Raw genomic sequence first — 16032 nt, 5'->3', positions numbered from 1 at the left:
TCTGTTACCCGCGATTTCGCCCACTGTTTCTCAGTCTGTGCTCAGGGACGGCGGCTCGATCTTGTCGGCTGTTCCGGGCCGCCGAGTGCGTTTGCCGAAAAGCCTCACCATCGCGAGTCCGAACATCCTCCGGACCAGGACTGCATCGCACCGGACCGCCGCCGCGGGGGTGCACCCGAATGGCTTCGACCCGAGGACACAGGCGGTAATGAAACGGCGCACACCGCGACCGCGGTCGCCGCCGCGCCGGTGACGCGACGGGCGGAATGTCCGATTCCCCCGGTGATTGCCGCACCATTGCTGAAACCGTCACGCCACCGGAATCGTCACGCGCGACCGGTCGCGCGCGCATCGAAGATTCGTTTCGCGACATCCTCCGGGTGCGGCATCTCGGCGATCGCCTGCGCGAGGCGCCGGGCCCCGGCACGGTAGCGGTCGTCACCGAGCAGAGTCGACAGGGCCGGGCCCGCCTGCTCCGGTGTCTCGATCAGGACAGCGGACTCGTGCGCGACGGCCCGAGCGGCGTTGGCGGGCTGATCGGCGATCTGCGGCAGCAGGATGCTCGGCGTGCCGTTGGCCAGCGTGGCCAGCAGCGTGCCGCTGCCCGCCGCGCCCACGACGACATCGATCTCCGGGAGAACCTCGGCCAACGGCGCGAAGCCGATCGCGTGCACGTGCGGCCGGTCGACCGCGGTATCGGCTGCGGTGGTGACCAGCACCTCCGCACCGGCCTCGACCAGGGATTGCGCCAAGGCGTCGAACAGTTCACGGTCGCCGACGCTGGTACCGGTCGTCACCAGCACACGCGGCCGATCACCTGCGGGCGGCAGGGTGAGCTCCGTGGTCAGCCCTGGGACGGCATCGCGATGGGCGACCGGGCGGATATCCATCCGGTCGGATTCGGCAGGCGGATCGGTCGGAACCCGCATGGCCAAGGGATGTGGATCGAGGAGCGCGCTGCGGGTCCTCGGTGTGAGACCCCGCTGATGGTGCTGCTGTTCGGCTCGCTGCGCCAAGGCGTCGGTGAAGATGTCCGGCAGCGGCGCGCCGACCGTCAGGCCGAACCACGGCAGGTCGAGTCGCGCGGCGAGCAGTTGCGTGACGTAATCCATCGTCTCGCAGACCAGAACGTCGGGTGCGAAGTCCTCCGCCGCGGGCAGTGCCTCGTCCCAGGTGAGATCGACCCGGACCCCGGCGAACAGTTCGGCCGCGCCCGCACCCGGGTGTCGGGAATCGACCGTGGACCGGGCGGCGGTCTCCATCGCGATCTGCTCGAAACTCGCCCCGGCGGGACGTAGCGTCCGCTCGTGCAGGAACGGGGCCATATCCTTCGCGGTCAGGAAGGCCACCTCGTGCCCGGCCGCCACGGCGGCGTCCGCGAGCGGCAGGAGCGGCAGCACGTGGCCGGGGACAGGGGTGGATCCGAAGAGTATGCGCATGCTGACTTTCGTTTCGTGGTCGTGCGGAGGAATTCGGATGCCGATGTGCCCGAAGGGATCAGGACACCCGGCTACCGCCGCCGGGATCGTGTTCGTCGAGGATCGTCCGGGCGACGGTCTCGGCTGCGGTGCACTGCCGCGGGACGGTCCGCACCGCCGGATCGGACTTGCTGACCTGCTGGGTCAGGTTGACCAGCAGCGGCTGCGGCGATCCGGTGTCGACGACGAGCATGCACGCGGTCTTGGTCGTGCCGCTGTCCAGACCCGCGACCCAGCGACTGCCCACCCGCACCGCGTAGTACCGGCCGTCGATCAGGAATCGGTCGAACGATTGGGCGTAATCCTTGTCGACCATGGTCGCGGTGATGCCGCTGCCGTCGTCGTCGGGATAGTCCCGCCGCCAGAACTTCCCGAACGGTGTCGCCGTGGTCATGACGCTCACGACGTTCCCCTGCGCCCCTTCCGCCCAGCAGCCGTGGCCCGGCACCATCGTGGTGGCCCGAATCCCTTGCGGCACATCGGCGATCTCGTACAACCGCGGCGTGAACGCGGCACATTCGGCCCCGGCCGCGAACACCGGCGCACGGTTGGTGCGGAACTGCAACGCGGTGTCCTGCAACGAATTCGGTGTGAGCGTCTCGGTCCGCGGACCGGTCGGCGAGCTCGAACCGCATCCGCCCACCGCCAGTACCGTGCCGATCGCGATCAGGGCAGGTGCCAGGATCCGCGGCGAGAACGCCGGACAGGTAGCGGAGCTGCCGCGTTCCCGCGAGCCGGTGCCGGTCTTTGCCATGATGTCCGAAACCCTACTAGGACACGAGCGGCCTTGCCCGGTGGCGGGTTTCGGCGTCCGGGTCAGTCGGCGTCGACCAGCAGGACCGTCAGTCTGCGCGGACCGTGGACGCCCTGCACGCGCTGCAATTCGATATCACTGGTGGCCGACGGGCCGCTGATCAGAGTGAGTGGCCGGGCCGGGCCGAGTCGGGCGAGCAGTTCGGGGACGCTGCGCACGATGCGATCGGTCGGCAGCAGGCAGATGTGGTGGTCGGGGATGAGAGTCAGGGCGCGGCGGCCCTGGCCCGGTCCGGCGTCCAGGGCGATGGTGCCGGTCTCGGCGCAGGCGGCCGCGCAGGTGGTGACTACTGCGTCGATGGCGTCGAGTTCGGTGGTGCCCAGGACGGGATCGTCGCGGCGGGCGTGCCCGGGCGTCCAGGATTCGGCCAGGTCCGGCGGTACGACACAGCTGTGGCCGTCGAGCACTTCGGTCAGTACATCGATCGCGGCGGCCGTCGTGGTGCGGCGCACGTGGGCGCCGTAGTCGGCGAGACGGTCGGTGAGCAGGCTGATCAGGTGTGCCGGATCGGTTTCGCGGGTGCGCTGGTAGTCGCGTTGCGGCGGTGGTGTTTCGGTCTCGCCGAGGGCGGTGCGGATGCGCGCGAGCATGGCGTCGCGGGTGCTCATCGGTTCTCCCACCAGGTGCGGAACGTTTCGGACGGCGGTGCGGGCAGGTCGCGGGCGCTGGTCCACGCCGACATCGGCGGCGGCAGAACGCTGATCGCGCCGCGGCGATTGCGCAGCAGCCGCCCGACGCGCAGCAGCCGCGTCGCCGCGGTGAAACGGCGCGACGAGCGCATCACCCAGGACGCGGCGGCCATACCGGCCGATTCCGCGGTCGGCGTCCGATGCGCGGCCGTGGCCTGCGCACGCAGATGCACCAGGATCGACGGGATATCGATGCGCACCGGACAGGCATCGAAGCACGCGCCGCAGAGTGTGGATGCATAAGGGAGCGAGGGGTTCTCGGCCACACCGGTCAATTGCGGGGTGAGCACCGCGCCGATCGGGCCCGGGTACACCGAGCCGTAGGCGTGCCCGCCGGTGCGCTCGTACACCGGACACACATTCAGACAGGCCGAGCACCGAATACAGTGCAGCACTTCACGTCCCACCTCGTCGGCGAGGGTGTCGACGCGGCCGTTGTCCAGCAGCACCAGATGGAACTGCTGCGGTCCGTCCCCGCGATGTACGCCGGTCCACAGCGAGGTGTACGGATTCATCCGCTCGCCGGTGGACGAGCGCGGCAGCAGCTGCAGGAAGACCTCCAGATCCTGCCAGGTGGGCACGAGTTTCTCGATGCCCATGACGGTGATCAGGGTGTCCGGCAACGTCAGGCACATCCGCCCGTTGCCCTCGGATTCGACCACGGCCAGCGTCCCGGTGTCGGCGACGGCGAAATTTGCTCCGGAGATCGCGACCTTCGCACCGAGCATCGTGCGGCGCAGATGGGTGCGGGCCGCGGCGGCCAGCGCGGGCGGGTCGTCGGTGAGATCCGGGTCCGCACCGGGCATCTGCGCGCGGAAGATGTCGCGGATCTCGCTGCGGTTGCGGTGGATCGCGGGCACCAGGATGTGCGAGGGGCGATCGTCGGCGAGTTGCACGATGAGTTCGGCGAGATCGGTTTCGTGCGCGGTGATTCCGGCCTCGGCGAGCGCCTCGTTGAGGCCGATCTCCTGGGTGGCCATGGATTTCACCTTCACCACGTCGGATTCGCCGGTGGCGCGGACGAGTTCGGTGACGATGCGGTTGGCCTCGGCCGCGTCGGCGGCCCAGTGCACGATGCCGCCGCGCGCGACGACGTTGCGCTCCAACTCGACGAGCAACTCGTCCAGATGCGCGAGGGTGTACCGCTTGATCTCCTGACCGTTGCGGCGCAACTGTTCCCAGTCCTGGACCTCCCCGACGACCGCGGCGCGCTTGGCGCGGATGGTCGCGGTGGCCGCGCCGATGTTGTGCCGCAGCTGCGCGTCGGCGACCGCGCGGCGGGCGGCGGCCGGGAACGGCGCGGATCCGTGCAACGGTGATTCACCGAAGGGCGTCGGCACGCCGAGGAAGGTCGAACTCATACCGGGGCCTCCTGCCGGGTCGCGGCTGTTGTGTGGCGAATCATGCTGTGGCCGCCAGGATCTCGGCCAGATGCAGGGTGCGCGTACCCGAACGCAAGCGGCTCAGGCCACCGCCGATGTGCATCAGGCAGGACGAATCGGCCGAGGTGCAGGTGTGCGCGGAGGTGTGCTGGACGTGCCGCATCTTGTCCGCCAGCATCGCGGTGGACACGTCGGGATTCTTCAGCGCGAACGTCCCGCCGAAACCGCAGCACTGGTCCGCGTCGGGCAGTTCGACGAGGTCGAGTCCCGAGACCCGGCGCAGCAGCCGCAGCGGCCGGTCCTGCACGCGCAGCATGCGCAGCGAATGACAGGTCGGGTGGTAGGTGACGCGGTGCGGATAATGCGCGCCGACGTCCTCCACGCCCAGCACGTCCACCAGGAACTCCGATAGTTCGTAGGTGTGCGCGGCCACCTCTTCGGCGGCAGCCGCCAACCCGGCGTCCCCGGCGCGCCGGGCGAGCATGGCGTGCTGGTGCCGCACCGAGCCGACGCACGAGGCCGAGGGCGCGACGATCGCGTCGTATCCGGCGAACGCGTCGGCGTGGTTGCGCACGAGAGGCATTGCGGCGCCGGGATATCCGGTGTTGATGTGCATCTGGCCGCAGCAGGTCTGGGCCGGGGGCACCACCACCTCGTGTCCGAGGCGCTCCAGCAGGGTGACCGTGGCCCGGCCGACGTCGGGGAACATCGCCTCGACCAGACAGGTGACGAACAACGCGACTCTCATGCGGCTCTCTTCCGCGCGAGGGCGGTGACCCGGTCCAGCGCGGTCCGCCAGGCCGGGTCGCCACTGGGCCGATAGTGGGCGGGTGGATGCGTCCGTGCCACAAGGTACCGCGCGTGGCGCCAATCGGGCAGCACATCCGCGGCGATGGCCTGGGCCAGCAGATTGCCCAGCGCGGTGGCCTCGGCCGGGCCCGCGGCAACCGGACGGTCACAGGCATCGGCGGTGGCCTGGCACAGCGGAGCGTTGTGCACGCCACCGCCGACCAGGTGCACGACCTCGACGTCCTGACCGTGTACGGCGACCGCGTCGGCCACCGCGCGGGCGTGCCCGATCGCCAGGCTGTCGATGATGCAGCGGGTGAATTCGGCGGGGGTGCGCGGTGCGGGACCGTCGCAGTGCGCGGCGATACGCACGGTCATCGGCGGCTCGCCGGTCTGTGCCGGAGCCAGATAACCGGGATCGTCGACGTCGATCAGCGTACGCAGCGCGGGCAGTTCGGCAGCCCGCGCGACCAGAGCGCCGGTGTCGGCGCCCGGCCATTCGCGCAGGCATTCCTGCAGCAGCCACAGACCCATCACGTTGCGTAGGAAGCGGATTCCGGCAACGCCGGTCTCATTGGTGAACCCGCGCTCGCGCGCCGCCGGTGACAACAGTGGCGCGGGCCGTTCGAGTCCGACCAGCGACCAGGTCCCGGTGCAGATGTAGGCGAATCGGGCTTCCTGCGCGGGCACCGCGGCGACCGCGCTCGCGGTGTCGTGCGAGGCGACCCGGACCAGCTCCAGCGCGTGACCACCGATCGCATCCCGCAACGCGGGCCGCACCGGGCCCAGGGCTGTGCCCGGGTCGCTAACCGGTGCGAAAAGCCGTTGTGGCAGGTCGAGCCGGTCGATCAGGTCCCGATCCCAGTCCTGGCCGGTGGCGTGGAACAGCCCGGTCGTGGAGGCGTTGGTGCGTTCGGCTCCGATCCGGCCGGTCAGCCAATAGCCGAGCAGATCGGGGATCAGCAGCAGATTCCGGGCCACGGCCAGACGTTCCGCGGATTCGGCGCGCAGTTGGTGGATGGTGTTGAACGGCAGATCGGCCAGACCCGTGCGCTCGAACAACTCCGCCGGATCGATCGGCGGGGGAGCCGAGGGGCGCGGGTGACGATAGTGATACGGCAGCCCGAGCAGTGCGCCCTCGGCATCGAGCAGACCGTAATCCACTGCCCAGGAATCGATTCCGGCCGACCGGACCGGCCCGGCCGCGGCCAGGCCGGCGCACAGTTGCTCGAACAGCGCACCGAGATTCCAGTGCAGTCCGTCCGGCAGCGACAGCGGCCGGTTGGCGAACCGGTGCACCTCGCGCAGTTCGATCCGGTCGGCGTCGATTCGCCCGCGCACCACCCGGCCGCTGGCAGCGCCGAGATCGACTGCCGCGAAGACGTTCTCGCTCATCGCAGGAATGCGGCCGCCACGCCGCCGTCCACCGGGACGTGCAGACCGGTGGTGTGCGACAGCTCTCCGGCGGCGAGGGCGAACACGGCGTTCGCGACGTGGTCGGGCAGCACCTCGCGCTTGAGGATGGTGCGCTGGGCGTAGAACGCGCCGAGGTCCTGCTCGGGCACCCCGTACACCGCGGCCCGCTGCGCGCCCCAGCCAGCGGCGAAGATACCCGAACCCCGCACCACGCCATCGGGATTCACCCCGTTCACGCGGATGCCGTACTCGCCGAGTTCGGCGGCCAGCAGCCGGACCTGGTGCGCCTGATCGGCTTTCGCCGATCCGTACGCGAGATTGTTCGGTCCGGCGAACACCGCGTTCTTGCTGACGATGTAGACGATGTCCCCGCCCATACCCTGAGCGATCATCGCCCGCGCGGCCTCCCGCGCGACCAGGAACGATCCGCGGGCCATCACCGAATGCTGGACGTCCCAATCGGATTCGGTCGTCTCGAGCAGCGATTTGGAGATCGACAGCCCGGCATTGTTGACCACCAGATCCACGCCGCCGAAGGCCAGTGCGGTGGCGGCGATCGCGTCGCGGATCGCCGCCGGATCGGTCACATCGACGGTGACCGGCACCGCGACATCGGCGGATCCGATCTCCGCGGCCACCCGGGCGGCGGCCTCGCCGTCGCGATCGGCCACCGCCACGCAGGCGCCCTCGGCGGCCAGGCGCAGCGCGATGGCCCGGCCGATGCCCGAGCCGCCCCCGGTGACCAGCGCGATGCGGGTGGCCAGCGGTTTCGGCTTCGGCATGCGCGCGAGTTTGGCCTCCTCGAGCGCCCAGTACTCGATGCGGAACTTCTCCGATTCATCGATGGGGGAGTAGCGCGAGATCGCCTCCGCGCCGCGCATGACGTTGATCGCGTTGCGGTAGAACTCGCTCGCGACCCGGGCGGTCTGCGCGTCGCGCCCGAAGCTGAACATGCCGATGCCAGGCACCAGCACGATCGCCGGATCCGCACCGCGCATCGGCGGCGAATCGGGTGTCGCGTGGCGCTGGTAGTAGGCGGCGTACTCCTCGCGGTAGGCGGCGTGCAACTCGCGCAGCCGGTCGAGTACCTCGCCGAGCGGGGCCTCGGCGGCGGTGTCGAGTACCAGCGGGCGAATCTTGGTGCGCAGGAAGTGATCCGGGCACGAGGTGCCCAGTGCGGCCAGGCGCGGATGTTCGGCGCGGGCCAGGAAGTCCAGCACTGCCTCGGTGTCGTCGAAATGCCCGATCCGGGGGCGGTCGGTGGAGGCCAGCCCGCGGATGACGGGCGCGAGTTCCGCTGCGCGCGTGCGGCGTCGGTCCTCGGCCGAGGGGGCGAACTGATCGACGAGCGCCCCGAACGGTTCGGATCGGCCGCGCGTGCGAATGAATTCCTCGGCGACGTGGATGATCTCCAGCGAGTGCGCCTCGCACTCGGCCGAGCTCTCACCCCACGCGGTGATGCCGTGGCCGCCCAGGATGCACCCGATGGCCTGTGGATTTTCGCGCCGGATCGCGGCGATGTCGAGTCCGAGCTGGAATCCCGGACGTCGCCACGGCACCCACACCACCCGGTCGCCGAAACACTGCTTGGTCAGCGCCTCGCCGTCGGCGGCCGTCGCCAGCGCGATACCGGAGTCCGGGTGCAAGTGGTCGACGTGCGCGGCCTCGACCAGCGCGTGCATCGCGGTATCGATACTCGGCGCCGCGCCGCCGCGCCCGTGCAGGCAGTAGTCGAAGGCCGCGACCATCTCGTCCTCGCGGTCCACGCCCGGATAGCTCGCGGGCAGTGCGCGCAGCCGGTCCATCCGCAACACGGCGAGCCCGGCCTCGGTCAGTGTGCCCAGATCACCACCGGATCCCTTGACCCACAACAGCTCCACCGGTTCGCCGGTGACCGGATCGATCTCCGCACCCACCGCGGAGGTGTTGCCGCCCGCGTAGTTGGTGTTGCGCGGGTCCGCTCCCAGCCGGTTGCTGCGGTCCAGCAGGTCGCGCACGGTCTCGTTGCTCATGTTCAGGCTCCCCAGCCCGCGGCCACGCCGCCGGCACGTTCGTCGATGACTTTCTCCAGATAGCCCGAACGCCGGTAGGCGGCGACCGGGTCGGGGTCCAGCCCCATCTCCACGCGCAGGTCGGCCAGCAGCGGCCGCACGTCGGTGTTGTACGCGTCCATCAGAATCGCGTTGGCCCCCAGGACATCTCCCTCGCGCTGTGCGAGGGCCAGGGCGTCCCGGTCGATCAGCAGTGCCTTCGCGGTGGCCTCCTGGACGTTCAGCACCGAGCGGATCTGCGCCTGGATCTTGGGCTCGATGTTGTGGCACTGGTCGAGCATGAAACCGATGCCCGAGGCCGGTGTGACCACGTCGGCCGCGACGATCTCGTTCATGATCCGGAACAGCTGGAACGGATCGGCCGCGCCGACCATCAGATCGTCGTCGGCGTAGAAGCGGGAGTTGAAGTCGAACGCGCCGAGTTTGCCCTGTGCGATCAGGAACGCGACGATGAATTCGATATTCGTGTGCGGCGCATGATGTCCCGTGTCGACCACCACCTTCGCCTTCGGACCCAACCGGAGGGTGTGCGCGTACGCGGTGCCCCAGTCCGGCACGTCGGTGGCGTAGAAGGCCGGTTCGAACAGCTTGTACTCCAGCAGGATTCGCTGCTCACCGGTCAACGCGGCGTAGACCTCGTCCAGCGCGTCGGCGAGGCGGCGCTGCCGATCGGTCAGATCGTCCTGGCCCGGATAGTTGATCCCGTCCGCGAACCACAGTTTCAGCTCCTGGGACCCCGTCGCGTCCATGATCCGCAGGCAGTCCTTCAGGTGGTCGATCGCCTTGCGTCGCACGGCCGGATCCGGGTGGCAGACGCTGCCGAGCCGGTAGTCGTCGTCCTGGAAGGTGTTCGAGTTGATCACACCGATCGAAACACCCAGTGCGGCAGCGTGTTCGGCGAGCTTGCCGTAATCGTCCACGGTGTCCCAGGGAATGTGCAGTGAGACCAGCGGTGCGACGCCGGTGTAGCGCTGCACCTGTGCGGCATCGGCGATCTTCTCGAACGGATCGCGCGGCACGCCCGGCTGGGCGAACACCTTGAACCGGGTGCCCGAGTTGCCGAATGCCCAGGACGGCAGTTCGATCCGCTGATTCCGCAGTGTGTCGCGGACGCGCTGGTCCGCACGTGGTTCACTCATCACCCACTCCTGATGAAACGTTTCAATATGTGATGGAAGCTACAGCACCGCGAAATTGGGGTCAAGGTTCCGCCGGAGGTTCGATGGCCGACAAGATCGCCGAGACCTGCGATCTCGAGAACGGAGGACGCAGTCGCCGGAAGTTGTTGACGTGAGAGCGGACGCGCCTCTATGGTGATCCCGGTAACAATCTGAAACGTTTCACTCGGAGTATGTATGGGTGACAAATCTGAGCGCGTCTGCTTCGTCCTGGAGCTGCGGCCGGAGCGAGTCGAGGACTATCTCGCCGCACACACGACGGTCTGGCCGGAGATGCTCGACGCGCTACGCGAAGCCGGCTGGTCCAACTATTCGCTGTTCCTGCGACCCGAGGACGGTCTGGTGATCGGTTATCTGGAGACCGCCGACTTCGCCCGCGCGAGCGCCGCGATGGCAGCGAGCGAGGTCAACACCCGCTGGCAGCAAACGATGGCCGAATACTTCCGGGCACCCGACGGTGTGCCGGTCGACGCCTCGATGCGGCAGCTCAGCGAGTACTTCCATCTGGACTGATCCGTCCCCGACTCCCGTACACCGGCCCGGATGTCGCCGCTCGGCGACCTTCCGGCACCATCAGCAACAGAGGAATCATGAAGTTAGGCGCACGCTCCACGACGGGCTGGCGGGCCACCATCTCCGTCGCCATGTCCAATTACATCGAGGCCGGATCGATCATCGCGATCGCGACCAGCCTCACCTTCTGGCAGCACGCCTACGGCCTGAGCAATCTGGCCGTAGGTCTGCTGGCGGCATTCAGCGCGAACGCGTTCGGCGCGGCGATCGGCGCGGGCCTGGGTGGTCCGCTGTGTGATCGCTTCGGACGCAAGGCGATCTACACCTACGACCTGCTCGTCTACATGGTCGGCGTGCTGATCGCGGCCTGCGCGGTCAATTTCGGGATGCTGCTGGCGGGCTTCCTGATCACCGGGATCGCGGTGGGTGCGGGTGTGCCGGCCTCGTGGACCTACATCGCCGAACAGGCGCCGACCACTGCGCGAGCCCGGCACGTCGGCACTGCCCAGCTGGCCTGGTCGCTCGGCCCGCTGATCGGCTTCGCGCTGGCCGCGGGCCTGGCTCCGCTCGGCCTGGCCGGTTCGCGGCTGATCTTCCTGCACCTGTTCGTGGTGGCCGCGGTGGTGTGGTGGATCCGGCAGGGCCTGGCCGAATCTCAGATCTGGACCGAGGACGCCGAACGCGGCAGTCAACCGTCCTCGGCGGGCGATCGCGGGCTGCGCGGGCTGTTCTCGCGGCGAGTGAACATCACCGCACTGCTGATGTTGATGGGCGTCTACGGATTCTGGAACACCGTGGCCGGGCAGGCGGGCATCTTCATGCCCCGGGTGTACGACAGCGCCGGGGTGCACAGCGCGGTGCAGCAGGATCTGCTGCAGGTGCTGGTGTGGGGATGTACCGTGCTGGCAACGTATTTCGGCTTCATGGCGTTCGCCGACCGCATCTCGCAGCGGGTGCTGTATCTGGTGGGTGCGGCACTGGGTGTGCTGGCGTGGTGCGTGCTGGTGTTCTTCACCTCCGCGGGCATGCCGACGCTGCTGACCTTCGCCGTGCTCTGGGGCATCTCCAGCGGGATCGGCGCGCAGGCGTTCTACAGCCTGTGGACCAGCGAACTGTTCGCCACGTCGTATCGCGCCAGCGCGCAGGGTTTTATGTTCTTCGTGGTGCGCGCGGCGACCGGCCTGCTCAGCTACTTCTTCCCGACCTTGCTGGCCGCCACCGGCCTGACCTCGGTCGGACTGCTGCTGATCGGGTTGCTGGCCCTGGCTCTGCTGATCGGTACCGTCTGGGCTCCGCGCACCCGGAACAAGACCTTGCGCGAGATCGAACTCGAACGGTACGGGCGGACCACCGATTCGGGCGATCCGGTGCCGGTGCACGGCTGACGCGCCGGGCCGCGGCCGGGCGGAATGCCCGGCCGCGGCGATTATGCTCGCATCGTCACGGGAAGGACACACCATGGCGGTGAGCATCAAGGAGGTGGCCCGGCGCGCCGGAGTGTCGCTGGGCACGGTCAGCAATGTGCTCAACCGGCCCGACCAGGTCTCCGAGGCGACCCGGGAGCGGGTGCGCCGGGCCATCGCCGAAACCGGTTATGTGCGGAACGATTCCGCGCGGCAACTTCGTGAGGGGAGTAGCCGCACATTGGCCATGGTGGTGCTGGACATGGCCAACCCGTTCTTCACCGACGTCGCACACGGTGCGGAGGAGGAGGCCGCCGGACACGGCGCGATGCTCGTGATCTGCAACAGCGGCGACGATCCGCGGCGCGAGGAACGTCATCTCGAGCAGATCGCCCAGCAGCGGATGCGCGGGGTGCTGATCACCCCGGCGGACGGTGACGGCGAGCAGGCCCTGCGCACGCTCGCGGCCCAGGGCGTTCCCGCGGTGCTGGTCGACCGGCACAGCGACCGGCCGGACCGCTGCTCGGTCTCGGTCGACGACGTCCTGGGCGGACGGCTGGCCGCCGAACATCTGCTCGGCGCGGGGCACACCCGGATCGGATTCGTCGGTGGCCCGCAGGCGGTGACCCAGGTGAGCGAACGTCGTCGCGGCGCGGCCGAGGCGATCGCCGCGGCGGACGCCCGCCTCTACGATATCGCCACCGCCGCAATGACTTTCGAAGCCGGACGCGATGCCGCCGCCGCCCTGCTGGACACTCCTGACCGCCCGACCGCGGTGTTCTGCGCCAACGACCTGCTCGCGCTGGGCGTCCTGCAGACGTTGACCATGCGCGGTCTGGCGGTACCCGACGACATGGCGGTCATCGGCTACGACGACATCGATTTCGCCGCCGCGGCCGCGGTTCCGCTCTCCTCGATCCGTCAGCCTCGCGAAGAACTCGGCCGTGCCGCCGCACGCCTGCTGCTCGAGGAGGCCGCGGGGGACGGCACGCACCGGCATCAGCACGTCGTGTTCGTACCGGAACTGGTCGCGCGACGCTCGACCGTGGCCTGATGCCCGTCCGAGGCGCGGTCGGGAACCTATTCGCTGTCCTGCCGGGCGAAACGCTCCCGAATATCGGGACGTTCGCGCAGATGCTCGGGATACCCGGGGCCCATCCGCAGACGTGAATCATCGATCGTCATCGGTTCGTCGCAGTGCTCACAGACGACCTTGACCTGGGTGTCGTGACCGCATGCGGTGTGGTGCACGGTGATCGGCGCCCCTTCCGCACCGGCCAGCCAGCGATCGCCCCAGCGGTTGATCGTCAGCAGCACGCTCCAGAAGTCCGCGCCCTTCTCGGTGAGCACGTATTCGTACCAGACGGGATCGCAGTGGTACGGGCGCTTGTCCAGCAGGCCCTCGTCCACCAGACGGCGCAGCCGGTCGCTGAGCGTGTTGCGGGCGATGCCCAGTTGTTGCTGGAAGTCGTCGAAGCGCCGGATCCCGTAGAACGCCTCGCGCAACACCAGCGGTGTCCACCGGTCGCCGAGCAGATCCATCGTCCGGGCGATGGAACACGGCCAACGTGCGAACGACGTGCGCTTCATCCTGCGAGGATACCGGTTTCATCATGAGACCCCGCAGCTGACGAGCGGTCCCGGCGGCGTATGCGGGGGTAAGGGAGCCGGGTAGGCATCCGGCCGGACGAACAGGCCGCGGACCTGGCACTTCGGGTATCACTCGATGCCGAATCGGTGTTCGACGGGTATCGTGCGCGCGGCATAACCTCCTGTGACACCCACCGACGGGTGACCCGGACCACAACCGTGGCCGGGGATGCAGGAGGACGAGAATGCTGAAACCGGAATCCGGAGACCTCGCCGCGGCGGGCCCGGTCACACCCGCGGGCCCGCAACGGTCGCGGCGGATCCCCACCCGGTTCGTCGTGCTGGGACTGTTGTTCGTCATCACGGTCGTCAACTACGCCGACCGCAGTTCGCTGTCGATCACCGGTACCAGCGTGCGCGAGAGCCTGGGCTTCTCCGCGGTCCAACTCGGCTACATCTTCTCGGCGTTCAGCTGGGCGTACGTGGTCGCGCAGCTGCCCGGTGGCATGCTGCTGGACCGGTTCGGTGCGCGTCGGGTGTACGCGTGCAGCCTGGCGCTGTGGACCCTGGCGACCGCGGCGACGAGCCTGGTCGGGCTGATCAACGCGCGCGTGGTGGTGGCGCTGGTCGTGATGTTCGCGCTGCGACTGCTGCTGGGTGTCTTCGAATCCCCGGCGTTCCCGGCGAACGCCCGCGTCGCGACGATCTGGTTCCCGACCGCCGAACGCGGTCAGGCCACCGCGGTGTTCAACTCCGGACAGTATTTCGCCACCGTGCTGTTCGCGCCCGTCATGGCTTGGATCACCCACGAATTCGGCTGGCGCTGGGTGTTCGTCCTGCTCGGTGCGCTCGGACTGGCCATCGCGATCCTGTGGTGGGGCTGGATGTACCCGCCGCGCGAACACGGCCGGGTCTCGCCGAGCGAACTCGACACGATGAGCAGCGGCGGCGCGGTGGTCGACATGGACTCGACGCCGTCGACGGCCGCGCGGATCCGCATCGACCGGGGGATGCTCGGCCGCGTGCTGTCGATGCGTCCGCTGTGGGGGATCTCGGTGTTCCAGTACGCGGTGAACTCGCTGAGCTATTTCTTCATCACCTGGTTCCCGATCTACCTCACCCAGGCCCGGCACATCTCGCTGGTGCACGCGGGATTCATCGCCGCACTGCCCGCCCTGGCCGCGTTCATCGGCGGGCTGTTCGGCGGCTTCATCTCCGATTTCCTACTGCGGCACGGGGTTTCGCTGACACTGGCGCGCAAGCTGCCCGCCGCGGCTGGACTCCTGCTCGGGACCGTGATCGCGGTCGCGGACTTCACCGACAGCACCACCATCATCGTGCTGATCATGACCACCGCGTTCTTCGGCAAGGGGATGGGCTCGCTGGGCTGGGCGATCACCACCGATGTCGCGCCGACCGAGGCCGCCAGCATCTTCAGCTCGCTGACCAACGGACTCGGCAACATCGCGGGCATCGTCACCCCGATCGTCATCGGGTACATCGTGCAGACCACCGGATCGTTCAACGTGGCGCTCTGGTTCGTCGCGGCGCACGGTGTGCTCGCGGTCGTCGCACTCGTCGGGATGGGGCCCATCCGGCGGCTGAGCTTCGGCGACCGAGCCGAAGTCAGCGCGTGAGGACGGCCGTGGCGAGCGTGCGGCGCAGCCGCCACGGTAGGGCGCGGAACAGCGACGTCATCGCGGCAGCGGTGCCCGGCAGATCGTCCGAGCCGGACAGATAGGCGCGCTGCGTCGCGGTCGGCAGCGCGAAGAAGGTGTCGAAGAAGACCGGAAGATCGGCCGGTGGGAGGGCGAGCAGCGCGCGCAGCCCGGCCTCCCGGGCCAGATGCACCGCACGCGCCGAGGCGGATCCGGTGGACGCGCCCGTGACGACTGCGTCCGCGGCGGTCAGTGACGCTGCGACGCTGTAACCCGTTGCGGGGTGCAGCAATCCGCCCGCCGCGCCGAACCGGCCCGCGCCGGGTCGGCCGCCCTGGAGCGGGAAACGAACCCGCTCGACCGGTTCGCTGCCGTCGAATTCTATTCCGCGGCAGCGCATCCGGGCATGCAACCGGTCGCGCAGCCGAGCCGGATCCAGTGCGGGGCGTCCGGCCAGGCAGGTCTCTTCCAGCAGGATCGCGGTCTCGCTGCGGGGGACCGCGTACAAGAACGAACGCGGCTCGTCGGGGGTGGTGCCGTTGTCGGTCCGCCAATCCATGAACAACGGCTCGTCCCACCGGTCCCGGGGCAGCACAACGCCGTAGGCGGTCTGCTCGGCCCGGTCGGGGGACCGGGAAACGCCGCGCGCGTCGATCACCCGCCGGGCGTGCAGCACCTCGCCGCCGGACAACCGCACCGACCGCGGGATTCGTGAACGTGGCGATCGGATGATCTGCTCGACCCGATCGCTCACCACGGTCGCCGCGCCGATATCGAGCGAATCCTGTAGTGCGGCAGTGTCGAAGACCGCATAGGCCCGATCGATCTCGAATCGCCGCGTACCCCACGCGACCGGCCGGGGCACCGTGGCCGCGATCGCGGCAGTGCGGATCCAGCCGGGCAACTCGTCCGCCCATGCCGCGTAGGTCGCGGTCCAGCGCCGCGTGGGCCGGGGATCCACGACGGTGACGGTGAGCCCGCGAACGATCGCGCGATGCGCCAGCGCACGCCCGGCCGGGCCGAGGCCGCAGATGAGGAGATCGGAGGTCACACCGAGTATTGGATCAGAGA

14 protein-coding genes are annotated in these 16032 nt (G+C 69.0%); 4 read left to right on the top strand and 10 right to left on the bottom strand.

The annotated features are described in order from the left end of the window. Positions 1 to 326: 326 nt before the first annotated feature. The 8 genes from K7711_RS27400 to rhaI form a co-directional block, all read right to left on the bottom strand. On the bottom strand, positions 327 to 1439 hold the full coding sequence (locus tag K7711_RS27400; RefSeq protein ID WP_222972336.1) for a glycosyltransferase: 1113 nt from the start codon (positions 1437 to 1439) through the stop codon (positions 327 to 329). 58 nt (positions 1440 to 1497) lie between these two features. Then, positions 1498 to 2232, bottom strand: a complete 735-nt coding sequence (locus tag K7711_RS27395; protein ID WP_222972335.1) for a hypothetical protein — start codon at positions 2230 to 2232, stop codon at positions 1498 to 1500. Between the two features lie 62 nt (positions 2233 to 2294). Then, a complete protein-coding gene (locus K7711_RS27390; RefSeq protein ID WP_222972334.1) occupies positions 2295 to 2900 on the bottom strand; it encodes a LutC/YkgG family protein in 606 nt (201 codons plus the stop codon). Next, a complete protein-coding gene (locus tag K7711_RS27385; protein WP_222972333.1) occupies positions 2897 to 4342 on the bottom strand; it encodes a lactate utilization protein B in 1446 nt (481 codons plus the stop codon). Before K7711_RS27385 ends, K7711_RS27390 begins: the two co-directional genes overlap by 4 nt. A gap of 40 nt (positions 4343 to 4382) precedes the next feature. Beyond that, positions 4383 to 5111, bottom strand: coding sequence for a (Fe-S)-binding protein (locus K7711_RS27380; protein WP_222972332.1), 729 nt, complete (start codon positions 5109 to 5111; stop codon positions 4383 to 4385). Then, positions 5108 to 6547, bottom strand: coding sequence for a rhamnulokinase (locus tag K7711_RS27375; RefSeq protein ID WP_222972331.1), 1440 nt, complete (start codon positions 6545 to 6547; stop codon positions 5108 to 5110). The genes K7711_RS27380 and K7711_RS27375 overlap by 4 nt, the downstream gene beginning before the upstream one ends. Continuing rightward, positions 6544 to 8580, bottom strand: coding sequence for a bifunctional aldolase/short-chain dehydrogenase (locus K7711_RS27370; protein ID WP_222972330.1), 2037 nt, complete (start codon positions 8578 to 8580; stop codon positions 6544 to 6546). The genes K7711_RS27375 and K7711_RS27370 overlap by 4 nt, the downstream gene beginning before the upstream one ends. A gap of 2 nt (positions 8581 to 8582) precedes the next feature. Beyond that, entirely contained in the window at positions 8583 to 9758 is a 1176-nt protein-coding gene (rhaI, locus tag K7711_RS27365; RefSeq protein ID WP_222972329.1) for an L-rhamnose isomerase, read from the bottom strand. Positions 9759 to 9974: 216 nt separating this feature from the next. On the opposite strand from rhaI, the gene K7711_RS27360 reads away from it, so the two are divergent. The 3 genes from K7711_RS27360 to K7711_RS27350 all read left to right on the top strand — a co-directional run bounded on the left by K7711_RS27360 (position 9975) and on the right by K7711_RS27350 (position 12767). Continuing rightward, on the top strand, positions 9975 to 10310 hold the full coding sequence (locus tag K7711_RS27360) for an L-rhamnose mutarotase (RefSeq protein ID WP_222972328.1): 336 nt from the start codon (positions 9975 to 9977) through the stop codon (positions 10308 to 10310). A 77-nt stretch (positions 10311 to 10387) separates the two neighbouring features. Then, the gene (locus K7711_RS27355) at positions 10388 to 11695 is read left to right on the top strand and encodes an MFS transporter (RefSeq protein WP_222972327.1); all 1308 of its coding nucleotides are present in this window, start codon (positions 10388 to 10390) and stop codon (positions 11693 to 11695) included. Positions 11696 to 11768: 73 nt separating this feature from the next. Beyond that, positions 11769 to 12767, top strand: coding sequence for a LacI family DNA-binding transcriptional regulator (locus K7711_RS27350; RefSeq protein WP_222972326.1), 999 nt, complete (start codon positions 11769 to 11771; stop codon positions 12765 to 12767). 26 nt (positions 12768 to 12793) lie between these two features. Here K7711_RS27350 and K7711_RS27345 read toward each other — a convergent pair whose 3' ends face one another. After that, a complete protein-coding gene (locus tag K7711_RS27345) occupies positions 12794 to 13303 on the bottom strand; it encodes a winged helix-turn-helix transcriptional regulator (RefSeq protein WP_222972325.1) in 510 nt (169 codons plus the stop codon). 245 nt (positions 13304 to 13548) lie between these two features. Here K7711_RS27345 and K7711_RS27340 point away from each other — a divergent pair, with 245 nt between their 5' ends. Further along, positions 13549 to 14940: an MFS transporter gene (locus K7711_RS27340; protein ID WP_222972324.1), complete on the top strand. Its 1392-nt coding sequence runs from the start codon at positions 13549 to 13551 to the stop codon at positions 14938 to 14940. Here K7711_RS27340 and K7711_RS27335 read toward each other — a convergent pair. After that, on the bottom strand, positions 14930 to 16012 hold the full coding sequence (locus tag K7711_RS27335) for a lycopene cyclase family protein (protein WP_308014969.1): 1083 nt from the start codon (positions 16010 to 16012) through the stop codon (positions 14930 to 14932). The genes K7711_RS27340 and K7711_RS27335 overlap by 11 nt on opposite strands. Positions 16013 to 16032 lie beyond the last annotated feature (20 nt).

This window comes from Nocardia coffeae, from assembly GCF_019890715.1.
In the GTDB taxonomy this organism is placed as follows: Bacteria; Actinomycetota; Actinomycetes; order Mycobacteriales; family Mycobacteriaceae; genus Nocardia; species Nocardia jiangxiensis.
This window is presented reverse-complemented; position numbering and strand designations above follow the sequence as displayed.

What these genes read in the sequence shown, in the direction of transcription:
- K7711_RS27400 (WP_222972336.1), bottom strand. Translation starts at nt 1,439, where the DNA reads ATGCGCATACTCTTCGGATCCACCCCTGTCCCCGGCCACGTGCTGCCG.
- K7711_RS27395 (WP_222972335.1), bottom strand. Translation starts at nt 2,232, where the DNA reads ATGGCAAAGACCGGCACCGGCTCGCGGGAACGCGGCAGCTCCGCTACC.
- K7711_RS27390 (WP_222972334.1), bottom strand. Translation starts at nt 2,900, where the DNA reads ATGAGCACCCGCGACGCCATGCTCGCGCGCATCCGCACCGCCCTCGGC.
- K7711_RS27385 (WP_222972333.1), bottom strand. Translation starts at nt 4,342, where the DNA reads ATGAGTTCGACCTTCCTCGGCGTGCCGACGCCCTTCGGTGAATCACCG.
- K7711_RS27380 (WP_222972332.1), bottom strand. Translation starts at nt 5,111, where the DNA reads ATGAGAGTCGCGTTGTTCGTCACCTGTCTGGTCGAGGCGATGTTCCCC.
- K7711_RS27375 (WP_222972331.1), bottom strand. Translation starts at nt 6,547, where the DNA reads ATGAGCGAGAACGTCTTCGCGGCAGTCGATCTCGGCGCTGCCAGCGGC.
- K7711_RS27370 (WP_222972330.1), bottom strand. Translation starts at nt 8,580, where the DNA reads ATGAGCAACGAGACCGTGCGCGACCTGCTGGACCGCAGCAACCGGCTG.
- rhaI (WP_222972329.1), bottom strand. Translation starts at nt 9,758, where the DNA reads ATGAGTGAACCACGTGCGGACCAGCGCGTCCGCGACACACTGCGGAAT.
- K7711_RS27360 (WP_222972328.1), top strand. Translation starts at nt 9,975, where the DNA reads ATGGGTGACAAATCTGAGCGCGTCTGCTTCGTCCTGGAGCTGCGGCCG.
- K7711_RS27355 (WP_222972327.1), top strand. Translation starts at nt 10,388, where the DNA reads ATGAAGTTAGGCGCACGCTCCACGACGGGCTGGCGGGCCACCATCTCC.
- K7711_RS27350 (WP_222972326.1), top strand. Translation starts at nt 11,769, where the DNA reads ATGGCGGTGAGCATCAAGGAGGTGGCCCGGCGCGCCGGAGTGTCGCTG.
- K7711_RS27345 (WP_222972325.1), bottom strand. Translation starts at nt 13,303, where the DNA reads ATGAAGCGCACGTCGTTCGCACGTTGGCCGTGTTCCATCGCCCGGACG.
- K7711_RS27340 (WP_222972324.1), top strand. Translation starts at nt 13,549, where the DNA reads ATGCTGAAACCGGAATCCGGAGACCTCGCCGCGGCGGGCCCGGTCACA.